Raw genomic sequence first — 26,067 nt, forward strand, 5'->3', positions numbered from 1 at the left:
GGGCTCAGACGCTCTCGGCGACGTCGAGGATCTTCGTGATCCGGACCGCGTAGTCCTGGTCGACGACGACGACCTCGCCGTGCGCGATGAGCCGGCCGTTGAGCAGGACGTCGGCCGGGGCGCCGGCGCTGCGGTCGAGTTCGACGACCGCGCCGGGCTCCATGCCGAGCACGTCGCGCACGGACATCCGGGTGCGGCCGATCTCCACCGTCAGGGTCATCTCGACGTTGTTGATCCGGCCGAGGTTCCCGGCGGGCAGGCTCGTCGTCGGTGCGGCGGCGGCAGGCGCGGACACCGTGCCGTTCTCGCGGACGCGCAGGGCGAACCAGCCGCCGGGGACGCCACCGGCGGTCAGCTCGAACACGACCGTGTCCGGGTCGGCCAGGAGCGCCGAGGCCGACTCGCGCCGAGCGTCGCCGAGGACGCCGACGCCGAGGACAGCGGCGGCGGCCTCGAGGGACGGACGGAGCACGTCGGTCACGTCGACGATCCCGTGGTCGGTGCCGCCCGCGGCGACGACGGCCTCGAGGTCGGTGAGCACGAGGACGAGGTCGGCCGACAGGCCGCCGACGAAGGACGCGACCACCGCGTCACCAGCCGCCTCGAGGGCGACGGGGGTCGCGCCTCCCGGAATCGCCACCGCTGCCAGCGGAGCGGCCGTCGGGAGCTGCGCGGCGAGTGCCTCGGCCGCCTGCGTGTGGAGGGTGGTCGTGACGGTCATGCGGGCTGCTCCGATGTGGTGGTGACGACGATGCCGGCGAGGCGCGAGCCGTTCGCGCCGACGGCGGCGGTGCCGACGGGCTCGCCGTCGACCGCGATGGTGAGGGGGCGGTGCTGCGGGTGCGGCAGCGGCAGCACGTCGCCGACGGCGAGGCGCAGGACCTGCGACGGCAGCACCGTCGCCGGAGCGAACCGCAGGCTGACGCCGACCGGGACGCCGGCGAGCTGCGCGTCGACGAGGGCGCGGGCGTCGGCAGGGGTGACGTGAGCGGCGGCCTCGCCGAGCTGCGGCAGGACGGCGTCGGCCGGCAGCGCGAGCGTGCCGGGGGCGACGCGCTCCCCCACGCGGATCGTGAACGAGGCGACGATCATGAGGTCGCCCTTCTGGGCTGCCTGGGCGAACTGCGAGTTGAACTGGAAGCCGCCGGCGGTGACGTCGTGCGCGAGCAGGCCCCCGAACGAGTAGCGGAGGTCGTCGAGGGCGTCCTCGACGATCTTGCGGACGAGCGCCTGCTCGATCGGGGTGAACGTCCGGTCCGGCGTCGGGAGCGGCTTCGAGGCGCCGAGCGCGTGCGAGACCCAGGTCAGCGCGGCGTCGAGCGGGACCTGCAGCACGCCCTTCGGGACGACGTCCGCGATGGGGAGCAGGACCATGCCGGTGAGCGCGGGCAACGAGGCGGCGTACTCGTCGTACGTCGTCATCTGGACCTGCTCGCACGTGACCTGGCTCACCGCGCGGACCTTCGCCGTCAACTGGGTGCCCCACTGGCGCGCGAAGGTCTCGAAGGCGAGCTCGAGGACCCGGGCGTGCTCGCGGGCGAGCGTCGACGGGCGCGCGAAGTCGTACACCTCGGGCGCTGGCAGGGTCTCGGTCACGGGTGCGTCTATCGGTCCGCTGTGGAAGACCCGTCAGTGCTGTGCCCCGGCTGTGCCTCCTTCTGGGGGCGGGCGGTGGTGCGCTCAGCCGGCTCGTGCTCCGTCCTGCGCCTTCGCCAGGGCCGGCATCAGCGCGCTGACGTCCTGGTCCTGGTTCGACAGCACCACGATGTCGACCCGCCGGTTCAGCGTGAGGTCGGCGTCCGTCCCGCCCTTCGCCAGCGGGCGGCTCGACCCGAACCCGACGCTCTGGATGTGCTGGGCCGGCATCCCGCCGCGTTCCACGAGGTCGCGGAGCACCCCGGTCGCGCGGGCGGCGCTCAGCTCCCAGTTCGTCGCGTACGGCGCCGTGGAGTTCCGCTGGTCGGCGTGGCCCTCGACGCTGACGTCGTGGCCGCTGGTCTTCAGGACCGGGGCGATGGCGTCCATGATCCGCTTCGCCTGGTCGGACAGGTCGGCGCTGTTCGTGGTGAAGTACGTCTCGCTGCCGACCAGCCGGACCGTGAGCCCGCGGGCGTCGACCGTGAACTGCACGTTCGACGTCTGGCCGGCCTTCGCGAGGTTCGCCTTGATCGCCTGCTCGATGGCCTGCAGGTCGTCGAGCTCCTTCTTCGCCGCGGCGACGTCGGCCTTCGTCGCGGTCGTCGGCACCACGGTGGAGGCCGGGTCGACGTTGGTGTCCTTCGTGCCGGACGACGCGGTCGAGTGGTCCGCCTGGGACTTGTCGACGGAGTACCCGGAGCCGTCCTCGACCTCGTCCTTCGTCACGACCGTGCCCGACGCCGTGTCGACCTTCTGCGACTTCACCTCACCGAAGCCCGTGGCGAGCGAGTTCTTCAGCTGGATGTACTTCTGCTGGTCGACCGTGGACATCGCGAAGAGCACGAGGAACATGCACATCAACACGGTGATCATGTCCATGTACGAGGCCATCCAGCGCTCGTCGGGGTGCTCGGCCTCGTCGTGCGACTTCTTCGAGCGTCCACGACCGCGCCCGCGGGGGTTGGCGCTCATCGTCAGGCCGCCAGCTGCTGGTCGTCGGCGTCTGCGTCGCTGCCCTTGCCGGCCTTCGCCTTGCCGCCCTTGGCGTCCCCACCGCGCGCCGCGGGCGGGACCATGGCGGTCAGCCGCTCGCCGAGCAGGCGCGGCTGGCTGCCGGCCTGCACCGCGAGGAGCCCCTCCATGAGCAGCGTCTGGCGGTCGGCCTCGAGCTGCGCGAGCTTGCGGAGCTTCCCGCCGATCGGCAGCCACAGGAAGTTGGCGGTGAGCAGACCCCAGAGCGTCGCGACGAACGCGCTCGCGATGAGCGGACCGAGCTCGTCGGGCTTGCCGAGGTTCGCGAGGACGTGGGTCAGCGACACCACGGTGCCGATGATGCCGACGGTGGGGGCGAAGCCGCCGAGGCCCATGAAGAACGAGCTGGCCGACCGGACCGGGGCGGCGTTCGACTCGATCTCGTCCTCGAGCAGGATCCGCAGCTCGTCGCCGTCCGTGCCGTCCGCGATGTTCTGCAGCGCCTTCTTCATGAACGGGTCGTCGTGCTTGTCGGCCTCCTGCTCGAGCGCGAGCAGACCGTTCGCACGGGCCGTCTCGGCGAGCCCGACCACGTCGTCGATGACCGACTGCGGCGGGGTGACCTTGCCGGTGAACGCCTTCGGCACGGCCTTGAAGCTGGCGATGGCGTCCTTGAGGGTCGTGCTCGCGATGCCGCAACCGATCGTGGCGCCGAACACGAGCAGCATCGGTGCCGGCAGGAACAGCCCCGCGAGCTCGACGTGCTCCATCTCGACCATGCCGAACAGGGCGCCGAAGGCGAGCAGGATCCCGATGATCGTCGCGATGTCCACGTCAGCGACCCCCGTCCTGCGTGCGGGGTGCCCGGTCGGTGGACACGGCGTGGATCGGGGCGACCGGTGCCAGCGTCGGCTGCGGGCCGGTGGCGTTCCGCGCGGCGGTGTCCGTGCCGTAGGCCATGCCGACGATGCGTGCGCGGTACGCGGCGATCAGGTCGATGACGTCGGCCAGGGACTCGCGGACGATGTACTTGGCGCCGTCGACCATGATGAGCGTCGTGTCCGGCGTCTCCTGGATGCGCTCCACGAGATCGGGGTTGACAGCGAATCCGCTGCCGTTGAGTCGTGTGACGACGATCATGGCCCGTCCTGGTTCTCGATCGTCCCGCCGCCGTCCGTGGGGCGGGATGCTGCCCGTCCGTGGGCTGCACCGAGGACTATCGGCGGGCCGGGGCCGGGCGTTAGGCGTGACCGGCATGACCGGCGTGACCTGCCGTCACCGGATTCCGGATCCACTGCATCCGATCGGCCCCGTCCGCCGGTAGTGCCGGTGTGACGTCGACGACGACGTCGTCCGTACCGGCCCGAAGGGGCCAGAAGGAGACCCGACATGCGCAAGACACTCGCCACCGGCCTCGCCGCCGGTGTGCTGCTCGCCGCTGCTGCGGCCGCGGTCCCGGCGGCCACCGCCTCCGCCGCCACCGGGGACGCGACGCTCTCCGTCCTGCACGCCGTCCCGGACGTCACGGTCGACGTCTACCTCGACGGCGAGCGCGCCCTCGACGACTTCACGCCGGGGACCCTCGCCGGCCCGATGATGGTCCCGGCGGGCGCTCACCAGCTCGCGATCACCGCCTCGGACGCAGCCGATGCGTCGGAGCCGGTCATCGGCCCCGTGGACGTCACGCTCGACGCCGGCGGGAACTACACCGCCGTCGCGCACGACGACACCAGCGGCAAGCCCACCGCCACGCTCTTCACCAACGACGTCTCGGCCACGCCGGCCGGACAGGGACGTCTCGTCGTCCGGCACGTCGCCGCTGCACCGGCGGTGGACGTCCTCGCCGGTGGCGAGGCCGTCGTCAGCAACCTGTCGAACCCGGACGAGCAGGCACTCGAGCTCCCCGCCGGCACCGTCTCGGCATCCGTCGCCGCCACCGGCACGACCGACCCGGTGATCGGTCCGGCCGACGTCGCGGTCACCGCCGGCGCCGACACGATCGTGTACGCCTGGGGCAGCCTGGACGACCAGAACCTGGCGCTCGCCACCCAGACGATCTCGGACCTCGGCGGCACGCCGAACGGGGTCCCGGCCGGCAACGCCGGACTCGTCGCGACGAACCGGACCGACACCGTCGGGATCGTCGGCGGGACGACAGCAGCCCTCGCGGCTGCGGTCGCGATCGGCGCGGTGGTGCTCCGGCGCCGCCGCACCGTGACCGGGGACCAGCGGCAGGACTCGGGTCACTGACCGTGCCGTCCCCGGTCCGGACCACCGCGGCGGCGCTCGTCGTCGCCGCGGTGGCCGCGACCATCCTGACCGGGTGCTCGTCGGGCGGCTCCCCCACCCCCGACGGGCACCCCTCGGCCGCGATCGTCACCGGTCCGTCGTCGACGCCGACCCCGGTGCCGTCGGCGTTCTCGACCGCGGTGCCGCAGGTCCGCGCCACGGTCCCGCCGGCCGTCCGGGTCGCCGCTCCGTCCCGGATCGCCGTCGACTGGGCCGGGGTGCGGGCCGAGGTCCGTCCCGAGGGCATCGACGACCGGGGCGCGATGTCCCTGCCGCCCGATCCGGCCGTCGCCGGCTGGTACCGGTACGGCGCAGCACCGGCGTCGACCACGGGGACCGTCGTGATCGCCGCCCACGTCGACGCCGTCGGCTACGGCGTCGGGCCGTTCGCCCACCTCCGGGACGTCCCCGCCGGCACGACCGTCACCCTGACCGACACGGCCGGTGACCGGACCCGGTGGCGCATCGACTCGGTCGCCCTCGTCGCCAAACGCGGCCTCCCGTGGGCCTCGGTCTTCCGGACCGACGGGCCGCGACGGCTCGTCCTGGTCTCCTGCGGCGGCGTGTTCGACGAGGCCACCCACCACTACGAGAGCAACCTCATCATCAGCGCCACGCCCGCCTGACCGGACCGAGCACGTCCGCCGTACGATCGGGTCACGGTCGACGACGACCACGCCAGCGACAGGATCCAGTGACGACCACCCTCCCGGACGACAGCGAGCTCTCCGACGCGTTCAGCGCCGGGAGCGAGGACGCCCTGCGCGCCGTCTACGACCGGTGGTCCCCGCTCGTCTACTCGTTGGCGCTCCGCGCGCTGGGCGACCAGTCGGCGGCCGAGGACGTGACGCAACAGGTCTTCGTGAAGGCCTGGCGCCGGAGTGCCAGCTACGACCCGGGGCGGGCCCCGCTCGGCGCCTGGCTCGTCGGGATCACCCGGAACTGCATCGCGGACGCCTTCGCGGAACGGACACGGCACGCCAGGACCACCGACCCGACCGTCGTCGAGGAGACCGCGGCGGCACCGGAGTCCGAGTTCGACCTGGCCGAACGCGCACTGGTCGCGGGCGAGCTCGACCGCTTGGACGATGTGCCACGCCGGGTCATGCGCTTGGCGTTCTACGACGAGCTGAGCCATCGTGAGATCGCCGAACGGCTCGGACTCCCCCTCGGGACCGTCAAGAGTCACATCCACCGAAGTCTGGCTCGGCTCCGAACACGTCTCGAGGTGATCGAATGAAGCACGTCGACGACGAGACGCTCGCCATGCTCGCGGTCTCCGGTGTCGTGGCCGACGACGCCGTGACGGAGCACCTCGCTGCCTGCGCCCGGTGCCGCGACGAGGTCGCGGACCTGCAGCGCGTCGCCGCCGTGACGCGGTCGTCCTCCCACGTCCGGCTCGACGCGCCCCCGGAGGCGGTCTGGGACCGCATCGCCGCCGAGGTCCGTGACGGTCCGCCGCGCGACCTCCCGGCGGAGTCACCCGCACCGGTCGCGGTCACCGGAGCGGGCCGCCCAGGAGGAACGACCCGCCCCCGCGGACGGGTCACCCCCGGTGGGCCCCTCGTCCACCGCCCTCGGCGCGTCCTCCTGACCGTCGCGGCCGTCGTCGGGGCGTTCGCGATCGTGCTCGGGATCGGCGTGGCGACGGGTGCCCTGCCCGGGCTCCCCGGCTCGGCGTCCGAGACCGTGCTCGCGCGGGCGGAGCTCGACGCGCTGCCCGGATGGTCCGGCGCCGGTGGCACCGCCGAGCTGGAGCGGGACCGCGACGGGCGGCTCTCGCTCGTGGTCGACCTGCGCGGCGGGACCGGACGAACGGGTACCGGTGCCCTGCGCGAGGTGTGGATGATGCGCTCCGACCTCGACGGGCTCGTCAGCGTCGGGTTCCTCGACGGCGACCGCGGGCGGTTCACCGTCCCGTCGGGCATGGACACCGCACGCTTCCCGGTCGTCGACGTCTCGGCCGAGGCGGACGACGGCGACCCGGCGCACTCGGGCGACTCGATCGTGCGCGGCCGGCTCGCACGCCCCTGACCGAGGACGTGCGCAGTAGCCTGACGCCGTGATCACCCCCGAGGACCTGCTCGTGGGCCCCCGAGGCCGACGCTTCTGCTTCGAGCTCCTCGGACACGCGGCCGACGAGTCGTCCACGGTCGCCGAGCACCTGTACCAGTTGAGCTTCTGGACGGAGTACCACCTCGAGCGTGATCGCGGGGACGCTCCCTCGTTATTCGGGCCCGGTGCCGACCGACCGGAGCCCGCTCCGGCGACGTCCGAGGTCGCCCACGCACTCGAGGCGGTCATCGACACGGTCGACCCGCGGTCGATCGACACCACGCAGGTCCTCCGGGCACTCGCGGACACGGCCGACACCGCGATGTCCTGGCAGGAGCCGGACGCGACCGACGTCCTGCTCGCCCGGTCCGAGTTCGCCCCGGCGCTCGCCCGGCTCGCGAGCACCTGGGCGTCCCTCCCCGCGGTGACCGCCGTCGTCGAACCGCCCGGAGCGGTGACGCAGTGGAGCACGGTCTTCGACGGCGAGCACGGGCGGCACCCCGACCGCGGTGCCGGTCCGGGAGCAGCAGCCCGGAGCCTCACTGCGTGGCGCCGCGCACTGACGACTGAGGTGGCCGCCGTGCGGCCCCGCGATCGTCGTCGCCCGGCCGCGGCGAACGTGAGCGGCTCCTGGTGGTCGACTCCCCCGTCCGAGCTCGTCACCACCACCGCCGCCGTCGGGACCCTCGGCCCGATCGGGCTCTGGGCGGTGGAGGACGGGCTCGGCTGGGAGCGTGCCACCGTCGCTCCGATCAAGCCGACATCGGACATCCACGTCCTGGTGGTCGACTCCGCGGAGGACTGGGGTGCGCTCTGCCGCCGGTGGTCCGTCGACGTGAGCGACACGACGCGCCGGCACGACTGGTACCGCACCACCGGCCGCGACGGACGGTGGCTGACACCGGACTGGTCCGCGCTCGCCGAGACCCACGACGCCGTCCACCTGACGGTCCGCGCGTGGCTCCGCGCAGCCGGCACCGCGATCCCGGTCGGCCCCGACACCGCGAGCGTCATCGCCGGGTGGACGCCGGACACCACCGTGTGGCTGCGCGACCCGCAACCGGTGGTCGACGACGACGCCGCGACCGTCTGGACGTTCGACGGCGACGCGCTCCGCTGGACGACAGGTGACGACGAAGTTCTCACAGACGGTGTATTCCCGACCCGATCCTGAGAAGTCTGGGCGTTGTCCCCCGCGATTTATCTCATGAGCGTGTTAGCGTGCCCCTCATGACCGACACCACCATCGTCGCTCCCCCGACCACCCCGGCCCCGCTCCGCGAGGTCGGCGCCCTCATCCGGGGCGCCCGCAAGGGCCGCAGCATGACCCAGGCCCAGCTCGCCGAACGCGTCGGCACGAGCCAGAGTGCCATCAACCGCATCGAGCAGGGCGGCCAGAACCTGTCCCTCGAGATGCTCACCCGCATCAGCGACGCCCTCGACCAGCAGATCGTCTCGATCGGCGGCGCCCCGCAGCGTGCCCACCTCCGCGTGCAGGGTGGCCGCAAGCTCAGCGGCTCGATCGCGGTGAACTCGAGCAAGAACGCCGCCGTGGCGCTCCTGTGCGCCTCGCTGCTGAACCGCGGCGTGACCCGCCTGCACAAGGTCGCGCGCATCGTCGAGGTCGACCGCATCATCGACGTGCTCCGCAGCCTCGGTGCGACGGTCACCTGGTCCGAGGACGGCGAGACCCTCGAGATCGTCGCCCCGTCCGACCTCCGTCTCGACGCGATCGACGCCGATGCCGCCCGCCGGACCCGCAGCGTCCTCATGTTCCTCGGTCCGCTCAGCGGCCGGTACGAGTCCTTCCGCCTGCCGTACGCCGGCGGCTGCGACCTCGGCACCCGCACGGTCGAGCCGCACCTCATCGCCCTGCGCCCGTTCGGCGTCGACGTCGAGGCGACGTCGGGCTGGTACGAGGTCGACGTGGCGAACACCGAGGTCCCGATGAAGTCGGTCGTCCTCACCGAGCGCGGCGACACCGTCACCGAGAACGCGATCCTGGCCGCGGCCGCCCGCGACGGCGAGACCGTCATCCGCAACGCCAGCCCGAACTACATGGTGCAGGACCTCTGCTTCTTCCTCGAGCTCCTCGGGGTGGAGATCGAGGGCATCGGCACCACCACGCTCCGGATCACCGGCAAGAGCCGCATCGACGAGGTCGTGGACTACTGGCCGAGCGAGGACCCGGTCGAGGCCATGAGCCTGCTGACCGCCGGCATCGTCACCGACTCCACGCTCACCGTCACGCGCGCACCGATCGAGTTCCTCGAGATCGAACTCGCGACCCTGGCCGAGATGGGCCTGCGCTTCGACGTGACCGACGAGTACCCCGCCGCGAACGGCCGCACCCGCCTGGTCGACATCACGGTGCACCCGTCCGAGCTGCACGCGCCGATCGACAAGATCCACGCGATGCCGTTCCCCGGCCTGAACATCGACAACCTGCCGTTCTTCGTGGTCATCGCCGCGATGGCGGAGGGCACCACGCTCGTGCACGACTGGGTCTACGAGGGCCGCGCGATCCACCTGCTCGACCTCACCCGCCTGGGCGCGAGCGTGACCCTGCGCGACCCGCACCGGCTCGACGTGACCGGCCCGACGCACTTCTCGGGTGCCGAGGTCAGCTGCCCGCCGGCCCTCCGCCCCGCCGTGGTCATCCTGCTGGCGATGCTCGCGGCCAAGGGCGAGAGCGTCCTGCGCAACGTCGGCATCATCGCCCGCGGCTACGAGCAGCTGCAGGAACGGCTCAACTCGCTCGGCGCGTCCATCGAGACGTTCCACGACTGACGCACCGGAGGCCGCACCCGGCCGCCTGCCGACGTGACCCGACGGCCCGTCCCCGCAAGTGGGGACGGGCCGTCACCCGTCCCGGGCGAAACGAGCCGTTCCTCCAGGCCGATGCCCAGGAGCGCTCCACTGCCCACCCAGGCCGACGGTGCTGGATGGGCTGATGGCCACGAGATCGCTCCTGACCGTCCCCCTGCTCACCACCGTTGCAGCCGCCGCCCTGGCGTGGTTCGTGCTCGGTCCGGCCGCCGCGCTCGCGTTCGTCGCGCTCGCACTCCTCGAGATCGCGATGGCGGCCGACTCGTCGGTCCCGATGGCCGGCATCGCGTCGCGCCTGCACTCCCCCGCGCGGCGGCTGTTCCTGTCGCTCGGCATCGTCGCGGGCGTCCTCGCGATGCGGCTGCTGCTCCCGCCGGCCGCGGTGGCCGTCGGCGACGCGACCGACCCGGCGAGCTCGGTGGGCGAGGCCGTGTTCGCACCGGGCTCGTTCTCGGCGCACCTCGCCGAGGTGCGGCCGGCCCTCGCCGCCTTCGGCGCCGCGTTCATCTGGCTCGTGTTCGCCGAGTACCTCTTCAACACGGACCGCGCGTCGCGTCGGTCCTGGCTGGGCCGACTGGAGGCGCGGCTCGCCCGGGTCGCCCGCCCTCGCGTCTGGTCGCTGGTCACCGCCGGCACCGGGGTGCTGCTGACCTCGGTGCTCGTGGGGGTCGACGCCGGGTGGTCCCCGCCGACGCTGTTGCCGGTGGTCCTCGGCGGGACGATCGGCATCGGCGCGTACCTCGGGTCGAAGCGGATCGCGGCGTGGGCGCTCCGGAGCACGGTCGGGACCGACACGGCGTCGATCGGGACCGGGAGCGGCGCCTGGCGGATCCACGCCTACGCCTCGACGGTCGTCTTCGAACGCGGGCTCGTGGTGTTCATGCTGTTCGAGATCCTCGACGGGGTCTACAGCCTGTCCGGCTCCGGTGTGCTCGGCGGTGACGGGCTCGGGGCGCTCGAACAGGCGGCCGTGGCGATCGCCGCGATCGGGGTCGGGGCGGTGTTCCTGGCGCGCCTGACCTCGCGGCTCGACGAGGCGTCGGGGCTGAAGCGGCTCCGCTACCTCAAGGCGGGGGCGGCGTACGTGCTGGGCATCCTCGCGGTGCTGCTGTGGACGAGCCTGCTCGTGCCGATCCCCGGCGTCGTCGTCGGGTGGTTCGGCAGCGTCGTGATCGGCCTGGCGCTCGCGACCTCGCTGCCGTGGGGTGCGTGGTGGCGCCGGGCGCGGCGGTCGTTGCCCGGTGGGGCGCGCGCCGCGCGGGGCTGAACGGTCCGGTGTCAGCCGCGACCGACGAACGGCATGGCGGTCGGCATGACCGTCAGGTTCGGCACGTTCGTGCCGGCCGGCATCCCGGCCATGTACGCGACCGCTCGGCCCGTTCCAGCGACGTCCATCGTCGGTTCGGAGCGGATCGAGCCGTCCGCCTGCATCGTCCCGTCCGCTGCGCCCGACCCCATCGTGGTGGCGGCGTTGCCGACGTCGAGCTGCCCGCAGGCGATGCCGAACGCCCGACCGTCGAGCTGGAGCTGCTTCGTCAGGCCGGCCACCGCGTGCTTGGCGACCGTGTACGGCGCGGAGAGCGGACGCGGTGCGTGCGCGGAGATCGAGCCGTTGTTGATGATGCGGCCGCCCTGCGGTGTCTGGGTCCGCATGATCCGGAACGCCTCGCGGGCGCAGAGGAACGAACCCGTGAGGGTCACGGCCAGCACCTCGTCCCAGGTGTCGAGCGTGATCTCGTCGAACTGCGTCGCCGGCGCCCCGGTGCCGGCGTTGTTGAACAGGAGGTCGAGTCGGCCGAACCGCGCGACGGTCTCGTCGAAGAGCCGTCGGACGTCCGCCTCGACCGAGACGTCGGCGACGACCGGCACGATGCGCTCCGAGACGGCCGCGACCTCGTCGAGCGGGCCACGCCGCCGTCCGGCGACCACGACCGCCCACCCGTCGCCCGCCAGCGCGAGTGCGGCGGAGCGGCCGATCCCGCTGCCGCCGCCGGTCACGACGGCGATGCGGGAGTCACGCGCGGGGGCGGGGGTCGTGTCGTCGCTCATGGCGGCACGCTACCGCGGACGTCCGTCCCCGTGCGTCATGCGTCGACCACCCCGTCGGGCACCGGTGTGACCAGGCCCGCTCGCCGACGGAGGTCGAACGCGGCCGCGACCAGCTCCCGCGTGCGCGGGTGCCGTCCCGCGTCGAACAGCTGCTCGGCCGGACCGACGTCGACGATCCGCCCGGCGTCGAAGACCGCGATCCGGTCGGCGACGCGACGCACGACCGCGAGGTCGTGCGACACGAAGACGCACGTGGTCCCGGTGGTGCGCTGCAGGTCGAGGACGAGGTCGAGGATCCGCGCCTGCACGGACACGTCGAGCGCCGAGGTGGGCTCGTCGCACACGACCAACGGGACGGGACCGGCGAAGGCCCGGGCGATGGCGACGCGCTGCTTCTGTCCGCCGGAGAGCTGCGCCGGCCGGCGGTCGAGGACCGCGGCGTCGAGCCCGACCCGGGCGGCGAGGTCCTCGGCGCTGCCCTCGCCACCGAGCAGTCGGATCGCCCGGCCGAGCACCTGCCGGACGGTCCGCCTCGGGTTGAGCGACGCGTCGGCGTTCTGGAACACGACCTGCACGGGCGGGGTCCGTCGCCCGGGGCCGTCGCCCGCGGCGGAGGCAGCCGTGGTCACCGTGCCGTCGTACCGGACGAGACCGGCGAGGGCCCGTCCGAACGTGGTCTTGCCGGAGCCGGACTCCCCGACGACGCCGAGGACCTCGCCCCGTCGCAGGTCGAGGTCGATGCCGTCGAGGGCGACCGCCCCGTCGTACTCCTTGCGGAGGCCGCGGACCGACACGAGCACGTCGTCCTCCGTGGTGCCGCGTGCGGCCTTGCCCGCGGTGATGTCCGGCAGCGCCTCGACGAGCTGCACCGTGTACGGCTCGGAGGGCGCACCGAGCACCGTCCGGGCGGACCCCTCCTCGACGAGCACGCCGTGCCGGAGGACACCGACCCGCTCGCAGTGCGCGGCGACCAGCGGCAGGTTGTGGCTGATGAGGAGCGTGGCGAAGCCGGTCTCCTCGCGCAGTTCGTCGATCAGCGCCATGATCCCCGCCTCGACGGTGCTGTCGAGGCCGGTCGTGGGCTCGTCGAGCACGAGCAGCCGCGGCCGGGAGACCAGGGCCATCGCGATCGCGACGCGCTGCTGTTGCCCGCCGGACAGCTCGTGCGGGTACCGGACGCCGATCGTGTCCGGGTCGGGCAGGCCGACGCGGGCGAACGCCTCGACCGTGCCGGACTCGGCCTCGGCCCGCCCGGACCCGGTGGCGCGGAGCACCTCGGCGACCTGACGGCCGACGGGCATCGTCGGGTTCAGCGCGAGGCCCGGCTCCTGGTGCACGACCGCGACCACGTCACGCCGGAAGCGCCGGAGCCGTTCGCGGCGGAGCGTGGGGACGTCCGAACCGTCGACGACGATCGCCGCCGCCGAGACGTCGGCATCCGGACCGAGCGAGGCGGTGAGGGTCCCCACCACCGTGCTCTTGCCGGAGCCGGACTCGCCGACGAGGCCGTACGACCCGCCCGCCTCGATCGTGAACGACACCCCGTCGACGACCCTGACGCCGCGGTACGCGACGGTGAGTCCCTCGACCCGGACCAGCGGTTCGCTCACTCGGCGACCTCCTTGAGGTTGTCCGCGATGAGGTTCGCGGCGACGACGATCGACGCCACGGCGACGCCCGGGAAGACGACCGTCCACCAGGCGGCCTGCAGGTAGGCGCGGTTCGCGTTGATGTCGAGGCCCCAGTCGGCGGCCGGAGGTTGCGACCCGAGGCCGAGGAAGGACAGCGACGCGGTGATGAAGATGGCGGCACCGAGGCTCAGGACGGCCTGCACGACGAACACCCCGACGACGTTCGGCAGGAGCTCGGTGAGCATCGCCCGGAGTGCGCTCTCGCCCTGGAGCCGGGCCGCTTGCACGTAGGACTTGCCCATCTCCACGAGCACCGCGGCACGGACGATGCGCGCGATGCCCGGTGCGAAGAGCACGCCGACGATGAGCACGAGCGCCGGGGTCGAGACGCCGAACGCCCCGACGAGCACCACCAGGAAGATGAGGCTCGGCAGCGCGAGGAGCACGTCGAAGAACCGCATCAGGGCGGTGTCGACCCAGCCGCGGTGGAAGCCCGCGACGAGCCCGAGCGTGCCCCCGAGGACGGTCGCGAGCGCGGCACCGAACGGGCCGATCACGAGCGCCGGACGGGCTCCGGCCGCGACCCGGGCGAAGACGTCGCGCCCGAGCGAGTCGGTGCCGAACCAGTGCGCCGCACTCGGCGCCTGCAGGAGTTCCCCGGTCTTCGCGAACGGCTGCAACCCGAGCGCGTGCCACCCGACGGCGAGGACGACCCACCAGACGAGGACCGCGACCGAGACCAGGAAGGTCGGGCGGCCCAGCAGCGCGCGCCAGCCACGGCGGGCACGGCGCGACCCGGCGGTCTGCTCCGGCCCGGTGGCGACCGGGGCGTCGGTGGCGAGGGCTCCGGGGACGACGGCGGTCATGCGGTGACCCGCCGTTCGAACCGGATCCGGGGGTCCACCACGACGAACAGGAGGTCGGTGAGCAGCAGCGCGCCGAGGGACAGCGCTCCGGCGAGCATCACGCCGCTCTCGAGCAGGAGCGCGTCCTTCCGCTCGGCGGCCGACACGAGCAGCGCGCCGAGCCCCGGGTACGAGAAGAGCGTCTCGACGATCACGCTCCCGCCGAGCAGGGTGCCGAGGTAGATCCCGAGCACCGAGAACGTCGGGATGAGCGCGTTGCGGACGACGTGCCGCCGGACGATCTGACCGGTCGTCAGCCCCTTCAGCACCGCGGTCCGGTGGAACTGCGACCGGATCGTCTCGATGACGCCGGCCCGCACCATCCGGGTCAGGACGGCGAGGTACGCCAGGGCCAGCACGACCGCCGGCAGGGTGAGCACCCGGAGCCGCTCGCCGAACCCCGCGTCGAGCGCCCCGGACGCCTGCACGGGCACGACGCGGAGCCAGACCGCGAAGACCAGCAGCAGGACGATCCCGACCACGAACTCCGGGATCGCGGAGACGGTCAGCAGGCCCACCGTCACGGCACGGTCCGACCTGCGCCCCTGTCGGTAGGCCTGCACGGCGCCGAGCACGAGGGCGACCGGCACCATGATCACGAAGGCGTACGCGCCCAGCAGGAGCGAGTTGCCGAGCCGTCCGAGCACCAGGTCCCGCACCGGCTCGGAGTACACGAAGCTCGTGCCCCAGTCGCCGGTCACGAACCCGCCGATCCAGTGCAGGTACCGGTTCACGAGGGAGCCGTCGAGTCCGTGGTCGACGTTCCAGGCCTGCACCTGCGCCGCCGTCGCGTACTGCCCGAGCGCGTTCCGACCGGGGTCCCCCGGGACGACCTGGACCAGCCAGAACGTGAGGATCGAGACCACGACCAGGACGAGCGGGATCTGGACGACCCGCTGGCCGACGAGGGACAGCAGACGACGACGGCGCGCGGTGCTCATGACGAGGTGACCCCGATCCCGCGGAAGTCGAACCCGCCCGGGAAGTCCTGCCCGGACCGGAAGGTCCCCGTCACGCGCTTCTGCAGCAGGATGCTGCTCGACGCGAACGCCGGCACGATCACCGGCAGATCCGTCCACTCGATCGTCGCGATCCGGTCGGCGAGGTCCTGCCGCTCGGACTCCGACGTGGTCGACTCGTACTGGTCGACGAGGGTCTCGAGCTCCGGGTTCGAGTACTTCGACGCGTTCCAGGCGGCGCCGGACCGGTAGATCAGGTCGACGTACTGGGCCGGCAGTCGCTGCGCCCAGTTCGTGATCGTCACCGGGGCGTTGAGCCACGGCGTGTCGGCCCCGTCGGCGTAGTACTGCGCGCTCGTGAGGACCTTGAGCGTGACGTCGAACCCGCCGACGGCCTCGAGCTGCTGCTGCACCACCTGGGCGAGCGCCTTCTCGGCGTCGAGCGTGGTGATCTCGAACGACACGGTCTTGCCGCCGAGGAGCTCCCGCACCTTCGCCGCGTCCTGCGACCGCTGCTCGAGGCCCTTCGGCTGGATCGCGGAACTCGGGAAGAACGTGGTGTCGTTGCCGACCTCGGCGTTCCCGCCGTAGACCGTCTTGACGATCTCCTTCCGGTCGAGCGCCAGGGCGAACGCCTCGCGGACGTCCGGGTCGTCGAACGGCGCCTTGGTCACGTCGAGGAAGATGCCGTCGAACTTGTTGTAGTACGGCTTGGTCTCGTTGTAGTCGGAGGCCTGCAGCGTCGAGGTCGCGGTCGGGCTCGACGCGATCTGGTCGATCTCGCCGCTCTGGAAGGCCAGCAGCTGTGCCTGGTCGTCGGCGTAGAACTTCACGTCGACCTTCTCGAGGTCGACGTCCTTCGCGTCCCAGTAGTCGGGGTTCTTCGTGAACGTCGCGCCCTGGCCGGCGGAGTACTTCGACAGCACGAACTGGCCGGCACCGACGGGCTGCTTCGCCCAGTTCGTCGATGCCTTGAAGCCGGCGGGCTGGATCGTCGTGTTCGAGCCGGTGAGCAGGTAGGGGAAGTCGGCGTAGGGCTTGTCGAGCGTGAACTCCACGGCGGAGTCGCCGTCCGCGGCGACGGAGCCGAGGATGCCCTCGAAGCTCGACTTGCCGGGCGACTGGCTGTCCGAGCCGATGATCGAGTCGAACGTCGCGACGACGTCCTTGCTCGTGAGGGCGGCGCCGTCCGAGAACTTCAGGCCGTCGCGCAGGGTGACGGTCCAGGTGCGCCCGTCGGACGAGGCCTTCCAGGAGTCGGCGAGCCGGCCCTCGAGCTTGCCCTGCGCGTCCTGGCTGAGGAGTCCCTCGGATGCCAGCCCGACGATGAACATCGCGTTGTAGTCGGACGTGGTGAGGGGGTTGATGGTGCTGTCGGGCTCCTGGAGGCCGAGCGTGTAGGTGCCGGCGTCCGACGAGCCGGACGAGGCGTCGCCGCCGGACGAGCACGCGGCGAGGGTGAGGGCGAGGGCGGACGCGGTGGCCGCGAGGGCGAGGCGCTTGAGGCGACGCCGCCGCGACGTGAGGTCGACGGTCATGGTTGGCTCCTGGGGTTCGGGGTGCAGGGGGTGGTGCGGTCAGCGGTGCGCACGGTCGGGCACGCGGGGGTGTCCGAACCGCTCGCGCAGGGTGAGGTCGTCGTACGTGGTGGCGGTCCGGCCGCGGCGCTGCAGCTCGGGCACGACGTGGTCGACGAAGCGGTCGATGCCACCCGGCAGGTACGGGAACTGCACGATGAAGCCGTCCGCTCCGCCGTCGTCCGCGAGTTCCTCGAGCCGGTCGGCGATCTCCGGCCCGGTGCCGGTGAGCAGGCTCCGCCGGTACGACCACGAGTAGACGTCGCGGGGCGTCGCCGGCCCGTCCGCGAGCAGGCGCTCGACCGCGGGCTTCGGCGACCGGGTCTCGTTCGAGGTGTCGAACTCCTCGGCGTAGTCGAACGGCACGTCGACGTCGCGCCCGGACAGGTCCTGCCCGATCTGGTGCGACACGTCCTCGAGGATGAGCGCGTCCGGGGTGAGCGCCAGGATCGCGTCCGCCTCGGCCCGGGCGTCGGCGGCGGTCTCTCCCACGACCGGCATGACCGAGGGCATGATCTTCACGGCGTCGGCAGCGCGACCGTGTCGGACCGCCCGGGCGCGCAGGTCGTCGACGAACCGACGGACGTCGGCCGCGGACCCACCCCGCGTGAACACGGCGTCCGCGGTGTCGGCGGCGAGCTCGAGGCCGGACTCGGAGCCGCCGGCCTGGAACAGCAGCGGGTGGCCCTGCGGCGGCCGGGCGATGTTGAGCGGACCGCGCACCCGGAAGAACTCCCCGTCGTGGTCGAGCCGGTGCAGCCCGTCCCGGTCGGCGAAGATCCCGGACGCGGCGTCCGCACGGATCGCGTCGTCGTCCCAGCTGTCGAGCAGACCGTGGACGACGTCGACGAACTCGCGGCCGCGCTCGTACCGGCGGGAGTGGTCGATGTGCGCGTCGCCGCCGAAGTTCCGGGCCTCTTCGTCGTAGCGGCTCGTGACGAGGTTCCACGCCGCGCGGCCCCGGCTGATGTGGTCGAGGGAGGCGATCGTCCGCGCCACGTGGTACGGCTCGTTGTAGGTGGTCGAGACCGTCGCCGCGAGTCCGATGCGGCTGGTCACCTGGGACAGCGCCGCGAGCAGGGTGAACGGCTCCGGGCGGAGCGCGCCGTAGTGGTCGACGCCCGACGGGTACCGGTCCCAGAAGTACAGGCCGTCCGCCAGGAACAGCGTGTCGAAGAACCCGCGCTCGGCGCTCTGCGCGATGTGGCGGTGGTGGCCGATCGTCAGGTGCTCGGCCGGCCGCGACGACGGGTGCCGCCAGCCGGTGACGTGTGCGCCGCCGGGGTGGAAGGCGAACGCACCGAGCAGGATCCGGTCGCTCATGCCGAGACCTCCGCCGTCCGGAGCGTGCTCGCCGGTCGCGCCAGCCCGAGTTGCTCGCGCAGGGTGTCCCCGCGGTACGTGCGGTCGTACACGCCGCGGCGTTCGAGCTCCGGGACGACCTGGTCGACGAACCGGTCCACGCTCACCGGGATCGACGAGAACGCGAGCATGAAGCCGTCCGCGGCGTCCTGCTCGTAGCGCTCGGTCAGCCAGTCCGCGATCTGCTCGGGTGTTCCGGGCAGGAACCGGCGCCGCAGGATCGTCCGGTAGACCTCGCGCAGCGTCGTGGCGTCCGCGGCGATGCGTCGGATCGACTCGTACACCGACTTCGACTGGGTGATCGACGACTCGTCGAAGACGTGCTCGAACGGCGCGTCGAGCGGCCGGTCGGACAGGTCGGTCTGCAGGTAGTGCGAGAGCAGGTCGAGCGAGACGCGGTCCGGCGTGAGCTCCTCGATCTCGTCGAGCTGGCGCAGCGCGTCCGCCTCGGTGTCGCCGATGACGGGCGACACGGCCGGCAGGATGAGCATCGACGACGGGTCGCGGCCGTTGTCGACGGCTCGGCGCTTGTAGTCGGCGTACAGCGCCTGCGCGTCGGCGAGCTCGTCCTGCCAGAGCGTGAACACGCCCTCGGCCTTCGCCCCCGCCAGCGCTCGGCCGGCCTCGGACGCGCCGGCCTGGAACAGCACCGGGTGCGCCTGGGGCGGACGGGCGATGTTGAGGGGTCCCCGCACTCGGAAGAACTCCCCCTGGTGGTCGAGGACGTGCAGGCCCTCGCGCTTGGCGAAGTACCCGGACTGCTTGTCGTGCAGGAAGGCGTCGTCGTCCCAGCTGTCCCAGAGTCCCTGCACGACGTCGACGAACTCGGCCCCGCGCCGGTAGCGCACCGCGTGGTCGAGGTTGGCGTCGCGCCCGAAGTTCCACGCCTCTTCGTCGGAGGCGCTCGTGACGAGGTTCCACGCGGCGCGGCCCTCGCTGAGGTGGTCGAGCGAGGCGAGCTTCCGTGCGACGTGGTACGGCTCGTTGTACGTCGTCGACACCGTGGCGGCGAGTCCGATGTGCTCGGTCCGCTGCGAGAGCGCGCCGAGCAGCGTGAAGGGCTCGGTGCGGATGTTCACGACGTGGTCGATGCCGGAGTCGAAGCGGTCCCAGACGTAGAGCTCGTCGGCGATGAAGAGCGTCGCGAACCCGCCGCGCTCGAGCGTCTGGGCGAACCGGACGTAGTACTCCACGTCGAGGTACTGCTCCGGTTCGCTGCCGGGCAGCCTCCAGCTCGTGACGTGTTCACCGCCCGGGTAGAAGACCATCCCGCCCAGCACGAGGCCGCCGTCGCGCGTCATGCCGTCACCGCCTCTCGTGTCCGTGCCGGTGCGACCGGCCCCACCGTCGCCCCGATGCGTGGCGCGACGTCCTCCGCGAACAGCGCGAGGGCCTCGCGCCGACGTCCCTGGTCGGCGTAGCCGTGCTCGACCTGCACGTTGAGCTGCGTGGCGTACCGGGAGTACGGCTTCGACAGGATCGACTCGGCGATGTCCTCGGCGGTGCCGTAGTGCAGGTTCAGCGACGCGGCCTTCTCGGCCAGGGTCGACGCCGGGGGCAGGAACGACTCGCCCCACGCGTACTTCGCCTCGATGCCGGCACGGGCCTCGCGCAGCGCCGTGGCACGGTCACGGGCCGGGTAGATCGCGGTGGAGAGCGCCACCCGCGGCACCGCGCCGTCGGGCAGCGCGTCGAGGTAGGCGGCGGCGGTGACCTCGGCCGGTACCGTCTGGGTCGTGCCGACCAGGACCCCGTGACCCCGGGTGGCGGCGATCGCGGCGCTGCCGGCGGTGAGGGTGGCGTCCCAGAGCCGGTCCAGCAGTGCGCTGCCGTCCGGGTTCAGTCGGGCCGTGCCGGTCCCGAGCGGCTCCCCGCGGAGCGCAGCGAGCAGCGTGTCGAGCTGGGCGTCGAAGGCCGCCCGACGTGCCTCGTGCTCGGCGTGGGCGAGGTCCGGCGCGAAGACGTCGAGGGTCTCCGGGCCGCCGCCGTTCGCGACGCCGAGCTCGACCCGGCCGTCACTGAGCGCGTCGAGCACCGCGGCGTCCTCGGCGACGCGGACCGGGTCCTCGTGCGGGAGCGTCACCGCACCGAGTCCGAGCCGCAGGGTCGAGGTGCGCTCGGCGAGGGCGGCGAAGAAGACGAACGGTGACGGCAGCCCGCCGCGGGTCGGGTCGTCGTCGTGTCGGAAGTGGAACTGACGGACCCACGCGCTCTCGTACCCGAGTCGTTCCGCGGCGGCGAACAGGTCCAGCTCGTCGCGGTACGCCCGGCTCGCCGGCGGCGCTTCCGTCCCGTGCGAGAACACCGCGATCCGCAGTGGCACCGAGGCCACGCGGGCGGCCCGTTCGACGTGCGTCATGGAACACTCCCTCGTCAGTGGAGTGATGCAAACACGCACCACCGACGGACCACGAGCGGCGACGTAACGGAGCGTTGCGCGACGTCACACAACGTAGGAGTGCGCACGGACCGCGTCCGAGGAGCATGATCGCCCCGTGCCGCAGCCCGCCGAATCCGACACCCTCCGCCGTCGTCACCCCGCCCTGCCGGACCACCTCACGTGGGAGCCGAGCAGCCGCTGGGTCCGCGCGGTCGTCGACGGCCTGACGGTCGTCGACACCCGTGCGCCGATCCTCGTGTGGGAGGCCGGCCACAAGGTCCCCGAGTACGGGATCCCACGAGCCGACGTCCGCACCGACCTCCTGTCGCCGGCGGACGACGCACCCGCACCGGGTCGGTCCTGGCGCCCGGTCCGACCGGCCCGACGCTGGTACCACCTCCGGCTCCCCGACCGGGTCGTCCCGCACGTCGCCTGGTCGTGGGACGACGACGGCCTCGACGGGTGGCTCGGCGTCACGTGGACCCCGGGAGTCCTGGACGCCTGGTACGAGGAGGACGAGCGCGTCATCACCCATCCCCGCGACCCGCACAACCGGGTGGACGCGCTCCCGAGCAGCCGGCACGTCGTGGTCCGCGACGGCGACCGGGTGCTCGCCGACTCCCGTTCGCCCGTCGCCGTGTACGAGACCGGCCTGCCGACGCGCTGGTACCTGCCCCGCGAGGACGTCCGGTTCGACGAGCTCGTCGCCACCGACACCGTCAGCGAGTGCCCGTACAAGGGCCACGCGACCGCGTACTGGGGTGTCCGACGCGCGGACGGCACCGTCGAGGACGTCGCGTGGTCCTACCCGGACCCCTTCCCCGCGGTCGCCGCCGTGCGCGACCGCGTCGCGTTCTGGGGTGAGCGGGTGGTCGTCGAGGTGGACGGCGTCCGCGCGTCGTCCGCGGTGGACCTGCGCGTCTGACGGACGGGAGGCGCGGGTCGGGCCCGACCCGCGCCTCCCGTCCGGCACTGGTCGCGACCACCGCCCGGCGCGCGTGTGCGCTGTCAGCGCCCACCGCGTTGACTGGGGTGTCGGTCGATCGAGGAGTGCGTGTGCTGGGACCTGAACTGGTGGTCGTGCTCGGCCTCGCCATCGCCCTGACGGCGGGCATCGCCGACCGCATCCGGGTCGCCCCGCCGGTGCTGCTGCTCGTCTTCGGCGCGCTGCTCGCCCTCGTGCCCGAGTTCGCGGGTGTGCAGCTCCCCGCCGACGCCGTCCTGCTGCTCTTCCTGCCGGCGCTGCTGTACTGGGAGAGCCTGACGACGTCCCTGCGCGAGATCCGGAAGAACCTGCGCGGCATCGTCCTGATGGGCACGCTGCTCGTCGTGGTCACGGCCGGGGCGATCGCCGTCCTGCTCCACCTGCTCGGCATGCCGTGGGGTCCGGCCTGGGTGCTCGGTGCTGCCGTGGCCCCGACGGACGCCACGGCCGTCGGGGTGCTCACGAAGATGCTGCCGCGCCGGAACGTCACGGTGCTGCGTGCCGAGAGCCTCGTCAACGACGGCACCACGCTCGTGGTCTACGGGATCGCCGTCGCGGTCACGGTCGGCACGCAGGAGCTCACGTTCTGGGGCGTCTCGGGCATGCTCGCGCTGTCCTACCTCGGCGGCGTGGCGGCCGGTCTGGTCGCGGCGTGGCTCGGCACGCAGGTGCTCCGGCGCGTCGACACGGTCGTCCTCGAGAACCTGGTGACGCTCCTCGTGCCGTTCGTCGCGTTCCTCGGTGCCGAGGCGATCGGGGCCTCCGGCGTCCTCGCGGTCGTGGCCGCCGGCATCGTGGTGAGCCAGGTCGGTCCGAAGCTCGACCGCGCCGAGACCCGTCAGCAGGTCCGTGCGTTCTGGTCGTTCCTGACGTTCCTGCTGAACGGCGCGCTGTTCGTGCTCGTCGGCATCGAGGCGATGGTCGCCGCCCGTGCGCTTGAGCCCGCCGAGCTCCTGCGCGCCACCGGCGTGATCGCCGCGGTGTCGATCGCCCTCGTGCTCGTGCGGTTCGCGTTCCTCAACGCAGCCGGCGGCACCGTGTGGCTCGTCACCCGACGGTCCGGCGGAGCACCGCGTGAGGGCCACCGGGACCGGCTCGTCAGCGGCTTCGCCGGGTTCCGCGGGGCGGTGTCGCTCGCGATGGCCGTCGCCGTGCCCCGGACCCTCGAGTCCGGCGCGGCCTTCCCCGACCGGGACCTCATCGTCTTCGTCACCGCCGGGGTCGTCGTCGTCACGATCGTCGGGCAGGCCCTGGTGCTGCCGGCCGTCCTGCGCCGGGCCGCGCTGCCCGAGGACGAGTCGGTCGGCGAGGAGCGCCGCTACGCCGAGCGCACCGCGATCGAGGAGGCACTCGACGCACTCCCCCGCCTGGCCCGCTCGACCGGCGCGGACCGTGCGACCGTGGAGCGGGTGCGGAAGGACTACGAGGCGCACCTCGACGTCATCCAGGCCCGCGAGGAGGAGGACGACGACCACCCGGCCCTGCAACGGCACGACACCGCGGTCGCCCTCGAGCTCGCGCTGGTCCGGCACAAGGCCGCGACGCTCCTGCGGTTGCGGGACGCCGACGAGATCGACGACCTCGTGCTGCGGCAGGTGCGGTCGGGGTACGACGCGGAGGAGGCGCGGTTGAGCGGGGTCACCACGACCTGACGGTCTCGCCGGCGAGTGCCCGGACGGGAGGCGCGGTGCTGGCTGGCACCGCGCCTCCCGTCCGTCACGTCCTACGACTCGTCGGCAGCCGCCGGTTCCGAGGCAAGCGCCTTCCGACGCTGCGCGACCTGGACCGCGATCGCCACCGGGACCGCCGCGAGGGCGAGTCCCCGCAACCACGGACGGTCGAAGACGTGGCCGGACGCGTGGTCGAGGGACACCGGACCGGGGCCGCCGAGGGCGAACATCGCCGCCGAGAAGCCGAGGAACGCCGGGAACTCGAACCCGCCGTCGGCGTTGAAGAAGCCGTTCGGGGTGTGCACGCTCGAGGCGACACCCATGGTCGTCGCGGCGCCCGCACCGGCGATCGGGGTGGCCAGGCCGAGCGCGAGGGCGGCACCGGAGCCGGCCTCGCCGATCCCGGCCAGGACGGCGTTGCGGCGGCCGGGCCGGAAGCCCATCTGGTGCATGCCCTGGGCGGTGCCCTCGATGCCGCCGCCGCCGAACGCGCCGAAGAGCTTCTGGGAGCCGTGCGACACGAGGACGGCGCCGAGGGCGATGCGGAGCAGGGTCTTGGCGGTGACGGAAGCGGTCGTGGTGCGTGCGCTCATGCGTTCTCCCGGTGGTCGGTGGTCGGTAGCGGTGTCGCAGAACGTACGCCCCGCCGGTCCGGTGTGGACCGGCGGGGCGTCCCGCGATGCGGTGGTCGTCAGCTGGTGAGCTGGCGTCGACCGCTCACGCGGACGATGACACCGGCGACGACGGCACCGACGATCGGGGCGACGATGAAGACCCAGAGCTGCGCGAGCGGTGTCGCCCCGCCGTAGACGGCCGCGGCGATCGAGCGCGCCGGGTTCACGCTGGTGTTGCTGATCGGGATGCTCACGAGGTGGATCAGCGTCAGGGTGAGCCCGATCCCGAGCGGTGCGACCGCCTGGTACTCCTTCTTGGCGGTGATCGAGAGGATCACCGCGATGAAGACACCGGTCAGCACCGCCTCGGCGAGGAACACCGACCCGAGGCCGTACCCGCCGGGGCTCGCCGAGCCGTACCCGTTCGAGGCGAAGCCCCCGTCACGAGCGGCCGCGAAGGCCCCCGGCTTGCCGGAGAGCACCGCGGCGATGATGCTCGTCGCGGCGAGCCCACCGACGATCTGGGCAACGATGTAGCCGGCGACGTGGCGGGCATCGGTGCGGCCCGCGGCGAGCAGACCGAGCGTGACCGCGGGGTTGAAGTGACCGCCGGAGATGTGTCCGACGGCCGAGATCCCGGCCACGAGCGTGAGACCGAACGCGAGGGCCACGCCGAGGTAGCCGACGCCCTGCTGGTTGTCCGTGGCACTCGGGACGTTCGCGGCGAACAGCGCGGTGCCGACGCCGCCGAGCACGAGCAGGAACGTGCCGAAGAGCTCGGACGCGTACCGGGCCGCCGGCGACCAGGCGGCCGCATCCTCACGTCGCTGCTCGGACGTGGACTCGCTGACGGGTTCGTCCGCGGCGCGGTCGTGGTTGCGGTTCGCCATCGTGGTGTTCTCCGTTCGGTGCGGGTGTCGGTGTTCCGGCCGGTCGTCGGTGTTCCGACGGCTGTCAGTGGACGCGGGTGGGTTTGGCGAGGGTGGAGCGGGTGCCGCCGGTGAGGTGGACGAGGACGGGGATCTGCCGGCCGAGGGTGCGGTCCAGGACGGTGATGGCGTGGTCGACGGCGGTGAGGACGGTGACGGCGTCGCCGCCGCGGCGGACCGCGACGCGGATGCGTGCGGCGCGTTGCCGGCGGACGAGGTACGTGTCGACGCGGGCGCTGATGACGTCGCGGACGCCGTCGAGTTCGTGGTCGACGACGTCGCGGACGAGGGCGACGTTGACGGTGACCTGGTCGTCGCCGGAGCGTTCCCGGACGGCGACGGACGTGCCGCCCCCACCGCGGGTGAACACCCACACCAACGCCAGGACGATCACCACGGCGCAGGCCGCGACGATGATCCACAGCGACGACGCCGGCACGCTCAGCCGGTTCGGGAGTGTCGCGTAGGGTTCGACGGCGTCGCGGACGGCGGGGAGGACGCCCGCGCCGATGGTGATGCCGACGATGACCGCGACGAGGCCGAGGACGAACAGGATGATCCGGTTCAGGGTCCGGTTGCTCTTGGTCATGCGAGGGTTCCCTTCTCCTCGACCGTGACGCTGACGCGTCGGCCGAAGCGTTCGTCCAGCCCCGAGAGGCGGTCCCGGACGGCGTCGCGGATGACCGTGTCGTCGACGGGGATCCCGCTGACGGGCACCACACGGACCGTGGTGGAGCGTCCGCGGGCGGTCGCGGACGCGTTGCCCTCCGGGACTCCCGCGGCCATCCCGGCGGCGTTCGCGGCGGTGGAGGCGAGGATGCGGGTGTCGATGACGACGGCACCACGGTCGTGGTCGATGACGGAGCGGTGCTGCCGGCCGGGCTTCAGGGCCAGGACGATCAGGACCACGCCGAGGACCAGAAGGACCACGGCGATGACCTCCGCGATCGTCACGAACGCAGCGTCCGGGCGGAGCGCGGCGTCGACGACGGTCTGCGGGTCCGCGAGCAGCGGGGGCCGGCCGATGGCGGCGAGGACCGCTTCGGTGCCGATCCACGCGGCGACCAGGGCGAGGACCACGAGCGACACCGCCACGGCGGTCGAGCGGGAGCGGTGCACGCTCCGGCGACGGATGCGTCGTTCGACGGAACCGTTGCTCATGATGGCCTCCTAGGCGATCCGGGACTGGTGCTCGCGCACGATCCCGGTGAGTTCGATGTGGG

26 protein-coding genes are annotated in these 26,067 nt (G+C 72.6%); 9 read left to right on the forward strand and 17 right to left on the reverse strand.

Annotated elements, in window-relative coordinates:
• Window positions 1–4: 4 nt before the first annotated feature.
• The 5 genes from fliN to JSX79_RS12710 form a co-directional block, all read right to left on the reverse strand.
• Window positions 5–721, reverse strand: coding sequence for a flagellar motor switch protein FliN (fliN, locus tag JSX79_RS12690; RefSeq protein ID WP_229086570.1), 717 nt, complete (start codon window positions 719–721; stop codon window positions 5–7).
• Window positions 718–1,596, reverse strand: a complete 879-nt coding sequence (locus JSX79_RS12695; RefSeq protein ID WP_083403170.1) for a flagellar motor switch protein FliM — start codon at window positions 1,594–1,596, stop codon at window positions 718–720. The genes fliN and JSX79_RS12695 overlap by 4 nt, the downstream gene beginning before the upstream one ends.
• 84 nt (window positions 1,597–1,680) lie before the next feature.
• Complete coding sequence (locus tag JSX79_RS12700) at window positions 1,681–2,610, reverse strand: flagellar motor protein MotB (RefSeq protein WP_071301628.1); 930 nt, start codon at window positions 2,608–2,610, stop codon at window positions 1,681–1,683.
• Window positions 2,611–2,612: 2 nt separating this feature from the next.
• Window positions 2,613–3,443, reverse strand: coding sequence for a motility protein A (locus tag JSX79_RS12705; protein ID WP_071294618.1), 831 nt, complete (start codon window positions 3,441–3,443; stop codon window positions 2,613–2,615).
• 1 nt (window position 3,444) lies between these two features.
• Window positions 3,445–3,750, reverse strand: coding sequence for a flagellar FlbD family protein (locus JSX79_RS12710; RefSeq protein ID WP_070418899.1), 306 nt, complete (start codon window positions 3,748–3,750; stop codon window positions 3,445–3,447).
• Between the two features lie 249 nt (window positions 3,751–3,999).
• Between JSX79_RS12710 and JSX79_RS12715 the strand changes: the two genes are divergently transcribed.
• From JSX79_RS12715 to JSX79_RS12745, 7 genes are all read left to right on the forward strand, one after another.
• Complete coding sequence (locus tag JSX79_RS12715) at window positions 4,000–4,860, forward strand: DUF4397 domain-containing protein (protein ID WP_229086571.1); 861 nt, start codon at window positions 4,000–4,002, stop codon at window positions 4,858–4,860.
• Window positions 4,861–4,862: 2 nt separating this feature from the next.
• On the forward strand, window positions 4,863–5,525 hold the full coding sequence (locus tag JSX79_RS18715; RefSeq protein WP_229086572.1) for a class F sortase: 663 nt from the start codon (window positions 4,863–4,865) through the stop codon (window positions 5,523–5,525).
• Between the two features lie 68 nt (window positions 5,526–5,593).
• Complete coding sequence (locus JSX79_RS12725) at window positions 5,594–6,139, forward strand: RNA polymerase sigma factor (protein ID WP_229086573.1); 546 nt, start codon at window positions 5,594–5,596, stop codon at window positions 6,137–6,139.
• The gene (locus tag JSX79_RS12730; RefSeq protein WP_229086574.1) at window positions 6,136–6,933 is read left to right on the forward strand and encodes an anti-sigma factor domain-containing protein; all 798 of its coding nucleotides are present in this window, start codon (window positions 6,136–6,138) and stop codon (window positions 6,931–6,933) included. Before JSX79_RS12725 ends, JSX79_RS12730 begins: the two co-directional genes overlap by 4 nt.
• 28 nt (window positions 6,934–6,961) lie before the next feature.
• Window positions 6,962–8,128, forward strand: coding sequence for a hypothetical protein (locus JSX79_RS12735; protein WP_229086575.1), 1,167 nt, complete (start codon window positions 6,962–6,964; stop codon window positions 8,126–8,128).
• A 56-nt stretch (window positions 8,129–8,184) separates the two neighbouring features.
• Window positions 8,185–9,744 carry a UDP-N-acetylglucosamine 1-carboxyvinyltransferase gene (locus JSX79_RS12740; protein ID WP_229086576.1) on the forward strand — a complete coding sequence of 520 codons (1,560 nt, stop codon included), beginning with the start codon at window positions 8,185–8,187 and terminating at the stop codon, window positions 9,742–9,744.
• Between the two features lie 163 nt (window positions 9,745–9,907).
• Window positions 9,908–11,050, forward strand: coding sequence for a DUF475 domain-containing protein (locus JSX79_RS12745; protein WP_229086577.1), 1,143 nt, complete (start codon window positions 9,908–9,910; stop codon window positions 11,048–11,050).
• Window positions 11,051–11,061: 11 nt separating this feature from the next.
• On the opposite strand, the gene JSX79_RS12750 is transcribed toward JSX79_RS12745, so the two are convergent.
• The 8 genes from JSX79_RS12750 to JSX79_RS12785 are packed head-to-tail and all read right to left on the reverse strand — an operon-like array spanning window position 11,062 to window position 20,625.
• The gene (locus JSX79_RS12750) at window positions 11,062–11,832 is read right to left on the reverse strand and encodes an SDR family oxidoreductase (protein WP_229086578.1); all 771 of its coding nucleotides are present in this window, start codon (window positions 11,830–11,832) and stop codon (window positions 11,062–11,064) included.
• A 35-nt stretch (window positions 11,833–11,867) separates the two neighbouring features.
• Window positions 11,868–13,442, reverse strand: a complete 1,575-nt coding sequence (locus JSX79_RS12755; RefSeq protein ID WP_229086579.1) for an ABC transporter ATP-binding protein — start codon at window positions 13,440–13,442, stop codon at window positions 11,868–11,870.
• The gene (locus tag JSX79_RS12760; protein WP_229086580.1) at window positions 13,439–14,329 is read right to left on the reverse strand and encodes an ABC transporter permease; all 891 of its coding nucleotides are present in this window, start codon (window positions 14,327–14,329) and stop codon (window positions 13,439–13,441) included. Before JSX79_RS12760 ends, JSX79_RS12755 begins: the two co-directional genes overlap by 4 nt.
• A complete protein-coding gene (locus JSX79_RS12765; RefSeq protein ID WP_229086581.1) occupies window positions 14,326–15,309 on the reverse strand; it encodes an ABC transporter permease in 984 nt (327 codons plus the stop codon). Before JSX79_RS12765 ends, JSX79_RS12760 begins: the two co-directional genes overlap by 4 nt.
• Entirely contained in the window at window positions 15,306–16,865 is a 1,560-nt protein-coding gene (locus JSX79_RS12770; RefSeq protein WP_229086582.1) for an ABC transporter substrate-binding protein, read from the reverse strand. Before JSX79_RS12770 ends, JSX79_RS12765 begins: the two co-directional genes overlap by 4 nt.
• A 39-nt stretch (window positions 16,866–16,904) precedes the next feature.
• Window positions 16,905–18,227: an NtaA/DmoA family FMN-dependent monooxygenase gene (locus JSX79_RS12775; protein ID WP_229086583.1), complete on the reverse strand. Its 1,323-nt coding sequence runs from the start codon at window positions 18,225–18,227 to the stop codon at window positions 16,905–16,907.
• Complete coding sequence (locus JSX79_RS12780) at window positions 18,224–19,567, reverse strand: LLM class flavin-dependent oxidoreductase (RefSeq protein WP_070418889.1); 1,344 nt, start codon at window positions 19,565–19,567, stop codon at window positions 18,224–18,226. The genes JSX79_RS12775 and JSX79_RS12780 overlap by 4 nt, the downstream gene beginning before the upstream one ends.
• Window positions 19,564–20,625 (reverse strand): LLM class flavin-dependent oxidoreductase, encoded by a 1,062-nt coding sequence (locus tag JSX79_RS12785; protein WP_229086584.1) that lies wholly within the window; start codon window positions 20,623–20,625, stop codon window positions 19,564–19,566. The genes JSX79_RS12780 and JSX79_RS12785 overlap by 4 nt, the downstream gene beginning before the upstream one ends.
• A 136-nt stretch (window positions 20,626–20,761) precedes the next feature.
• Between JSX79_RS12785 and JSX79_RS12790 the strand changes: the two genes are divergently transcribed.
• Window positions 20,762–21,571 (forward strand): DUF427 domain-containing protein, encoded by an 810-nt coding sequence (locus JSX79_RS12790; RefSeq protein WP_071294607.1) that lies wholly within the window; start codon window positions 20,762–20,764, stop codon window positions 21,569–21,571.
• Between the two features lie 131 nt (window positions 21,572–21,702).
• Complete coding sequence (locus tag JSX79_RS12795; RefSeq protein ID WP_070419581.1) at window positions 21,703–23,283, forward strand: Na+/H+ antiporter; 1,581 nt, start codon at window positions 21,703–21,705, stop codon at window positions 23,281–23,283.
• A 71-nt stretch (window positions 23,284–23,354) separates the two neighbouring features.
• Here JSX79_RS12795 and JSX79_RS12800 read toward each other — a convergent pair whose 3' ends face one another.
• The 4 genes from JSX79_RS12800 to JSX79_RS12815 form a co-directional block, all read right to left on the reverse strand.
• Window positions 23,355–23,894, reverse strand: coding sequence for a DoxX family protein (locus tag JSX79_RS12800; protein WP_092387250.1), 540 nt, complete (start codon window positions 23,892–23,894; stop codon window positions 23,355–23,357).
• A 98-nt stretch (window positions 23,895–23,992) separates the two neighbouring features.
• The gene (gene aqpZ, locus JSX79_RS12805; protein WP_229086585.1) at window positions 23,993–24,805 is read right to left on the reverse strand and encodes an aquaporin Z; all 813 of its coding nucleotides are present in this window, start codon (window positions 24,803–24,805) and stop codon (window positions 23,993–23,995) included.
• Between the two features lie 64 nt (window positions 24,806–24,869).
• The gene (locus JSX79_RS12810) at window positions 24,870–25,433 is read right to left on the reverse strand and encodes an alkaline shock response membrane anchor protein AmaP (RefSeq protein WP_229086586.1); all 564 of its coding nucleotides are present in this window, start codon (window positions 25,431–25,433) and stop codon (window positions 24,870–24,872) included.
• Entirely contained in the window at window positions 25,430–26,005 is a 576-nt protein-coding gene (locus JSX79_RS12815; RefSeq protein WP_070418039.1) for a DUF6286 domain-containing protein, read from the reverse strand. Before JSX79_RS12815 ends, JSX79_RS12810 begins: the two co-directional genes overlap by 4 nt.
• Between the last annotated feature and the right edge of the window lie 62 nt (window positions 26,006–26,067).

It is taken from the genome of Curtobacterium sp. GD1 (assembly GCF_020882855.1).
In the GTDB taxonomy this organism is placed as follows: Bacteria; Actinomycetota; Actinomycetes; order Actinomycetales; family Microbacteriaceae; genus Curtobacterium.

Coding starts and splice junctions, on each gene's coding strand:
- JSX79_RS12765 (WP_229086581.1), bottom strand. CDS start 15,309: ATGAGCACCGCGCGCCGTCGTCGTCTGCTGTCCCTCGTCGGCCAGCGG.
- aqpZ (WP_229086585.1), bottom strand. CDS start 24,805: ATGGCGAACCGCAACCACGACCGCGCCGCGGACGAACCCGTCAGCGAG.
- JSX79_RS12745 (WP_229086577.1), top strand. CDS start 9,908: ATGGCCACGAGATCGCTCCTGACCGTCCCCCTGCTCACCACCGTTGCA.
- fliN (WP_229086570.1), bottom strand. CDS start 721: ATGACCGTCACGACCACCCTCCACACGCAGGCGGCCGAGGCACTCGCC.
- JSX79_RS12785 (WP_229086584.1), bottom strand. CDS start 20,625: ATGACGCACGTCGAACGGGCCGCCCGCGTGGCCTCGGTGCCACTGCGG.
- JSX79_RS12780 (WP_070418889.1), bottom strand. CDS start 19,567: ATGACGCGCGACGGCGGCCTCGTGCTGGGCGGGATGGTCTTCTACCCG.
- JSX79_RS12770 (WP_229086582.1), bottom strand. CDS start 16,865: ATGACCGTCGACCTCACGTCGCGGCGGCGTCGCCTCAAGCGCCTCGCC.
- JSX79_RS12800 (WP_092387250.1), bottom strand. CDS start 23,894: ATGAGCGCACGCACCACGACCGCTTCCGTCACCGCCAAGACCCTGCTC.
- JSX79_RS12715 (WP_229086571.1), top strand. CDS start 4,000: ATGCGCAAGACACTCGCCACCGGCCTCGCCGCCGGTGTGCTGCTCGCC.
- JSX79_RS12815 (WP_070418039.1), bottom strand. CDS start 26,005: ATGAGCAACGGTTCCGTCGAACGACGCATCCGTCGCCGGAGCGTGCAC.
- JSX79_RS12810 (WP_229086586.1), bottom strand. CDS start 25,433: ATGACCAAGAGCAACCGGACCCTGAACCGGATCATCCTGTTCGTCCTC.
- JSX79_RS12700 (WP_071301628.1), bottom strand. CDS start 2,610: ATGAGCGCCAACCCCCGCGGGCGCGGTCGTGGACGCTCGAAGAAGTCG.
- JSX79_RS12750 (WP_229086578.1), bottom strand. CDS start 11,832: ATGAGCGACGACACGACCCCCGCCCCCGCGCGTGACTCCCGCATCGCC.
- JSX79_RS12710 (WP_070418899.1), bottom strand. CDS start 3,750: ATGATCGTCGTCACACGACTCAACGGCAGCGGATTCGCTGTCAACCCC.
- JSX79_RS12760 (WP_229086580.1), bottom strand. CDS start 14,329: ATGACCGCCGTCGTCCCCGGAGCCCTCGCCACCGACGCCCCGGTCGCC.
- JSX79_RS12740 (WP_229086576.1), top strand. CDS start 8,185: ATGACCGACACCACCATCGTCGCTCCCCCGACCACCCCGGCCCCGCTC.
- JSX79_RS12730 (WP_229086574.1), top strand. CDS start 6,136: ATGAAGCACGTCGACGACGAGACGCTCGCCATGCTCGCGGTCTCCGGT.
- JSX79_RS12775 (WP_229086583.1), bottom strand. CDS start 18,227: ATGAGCGACCGGATCCTGCTCGGTGCGTTCGCCTTCCACCCCGGCGGC.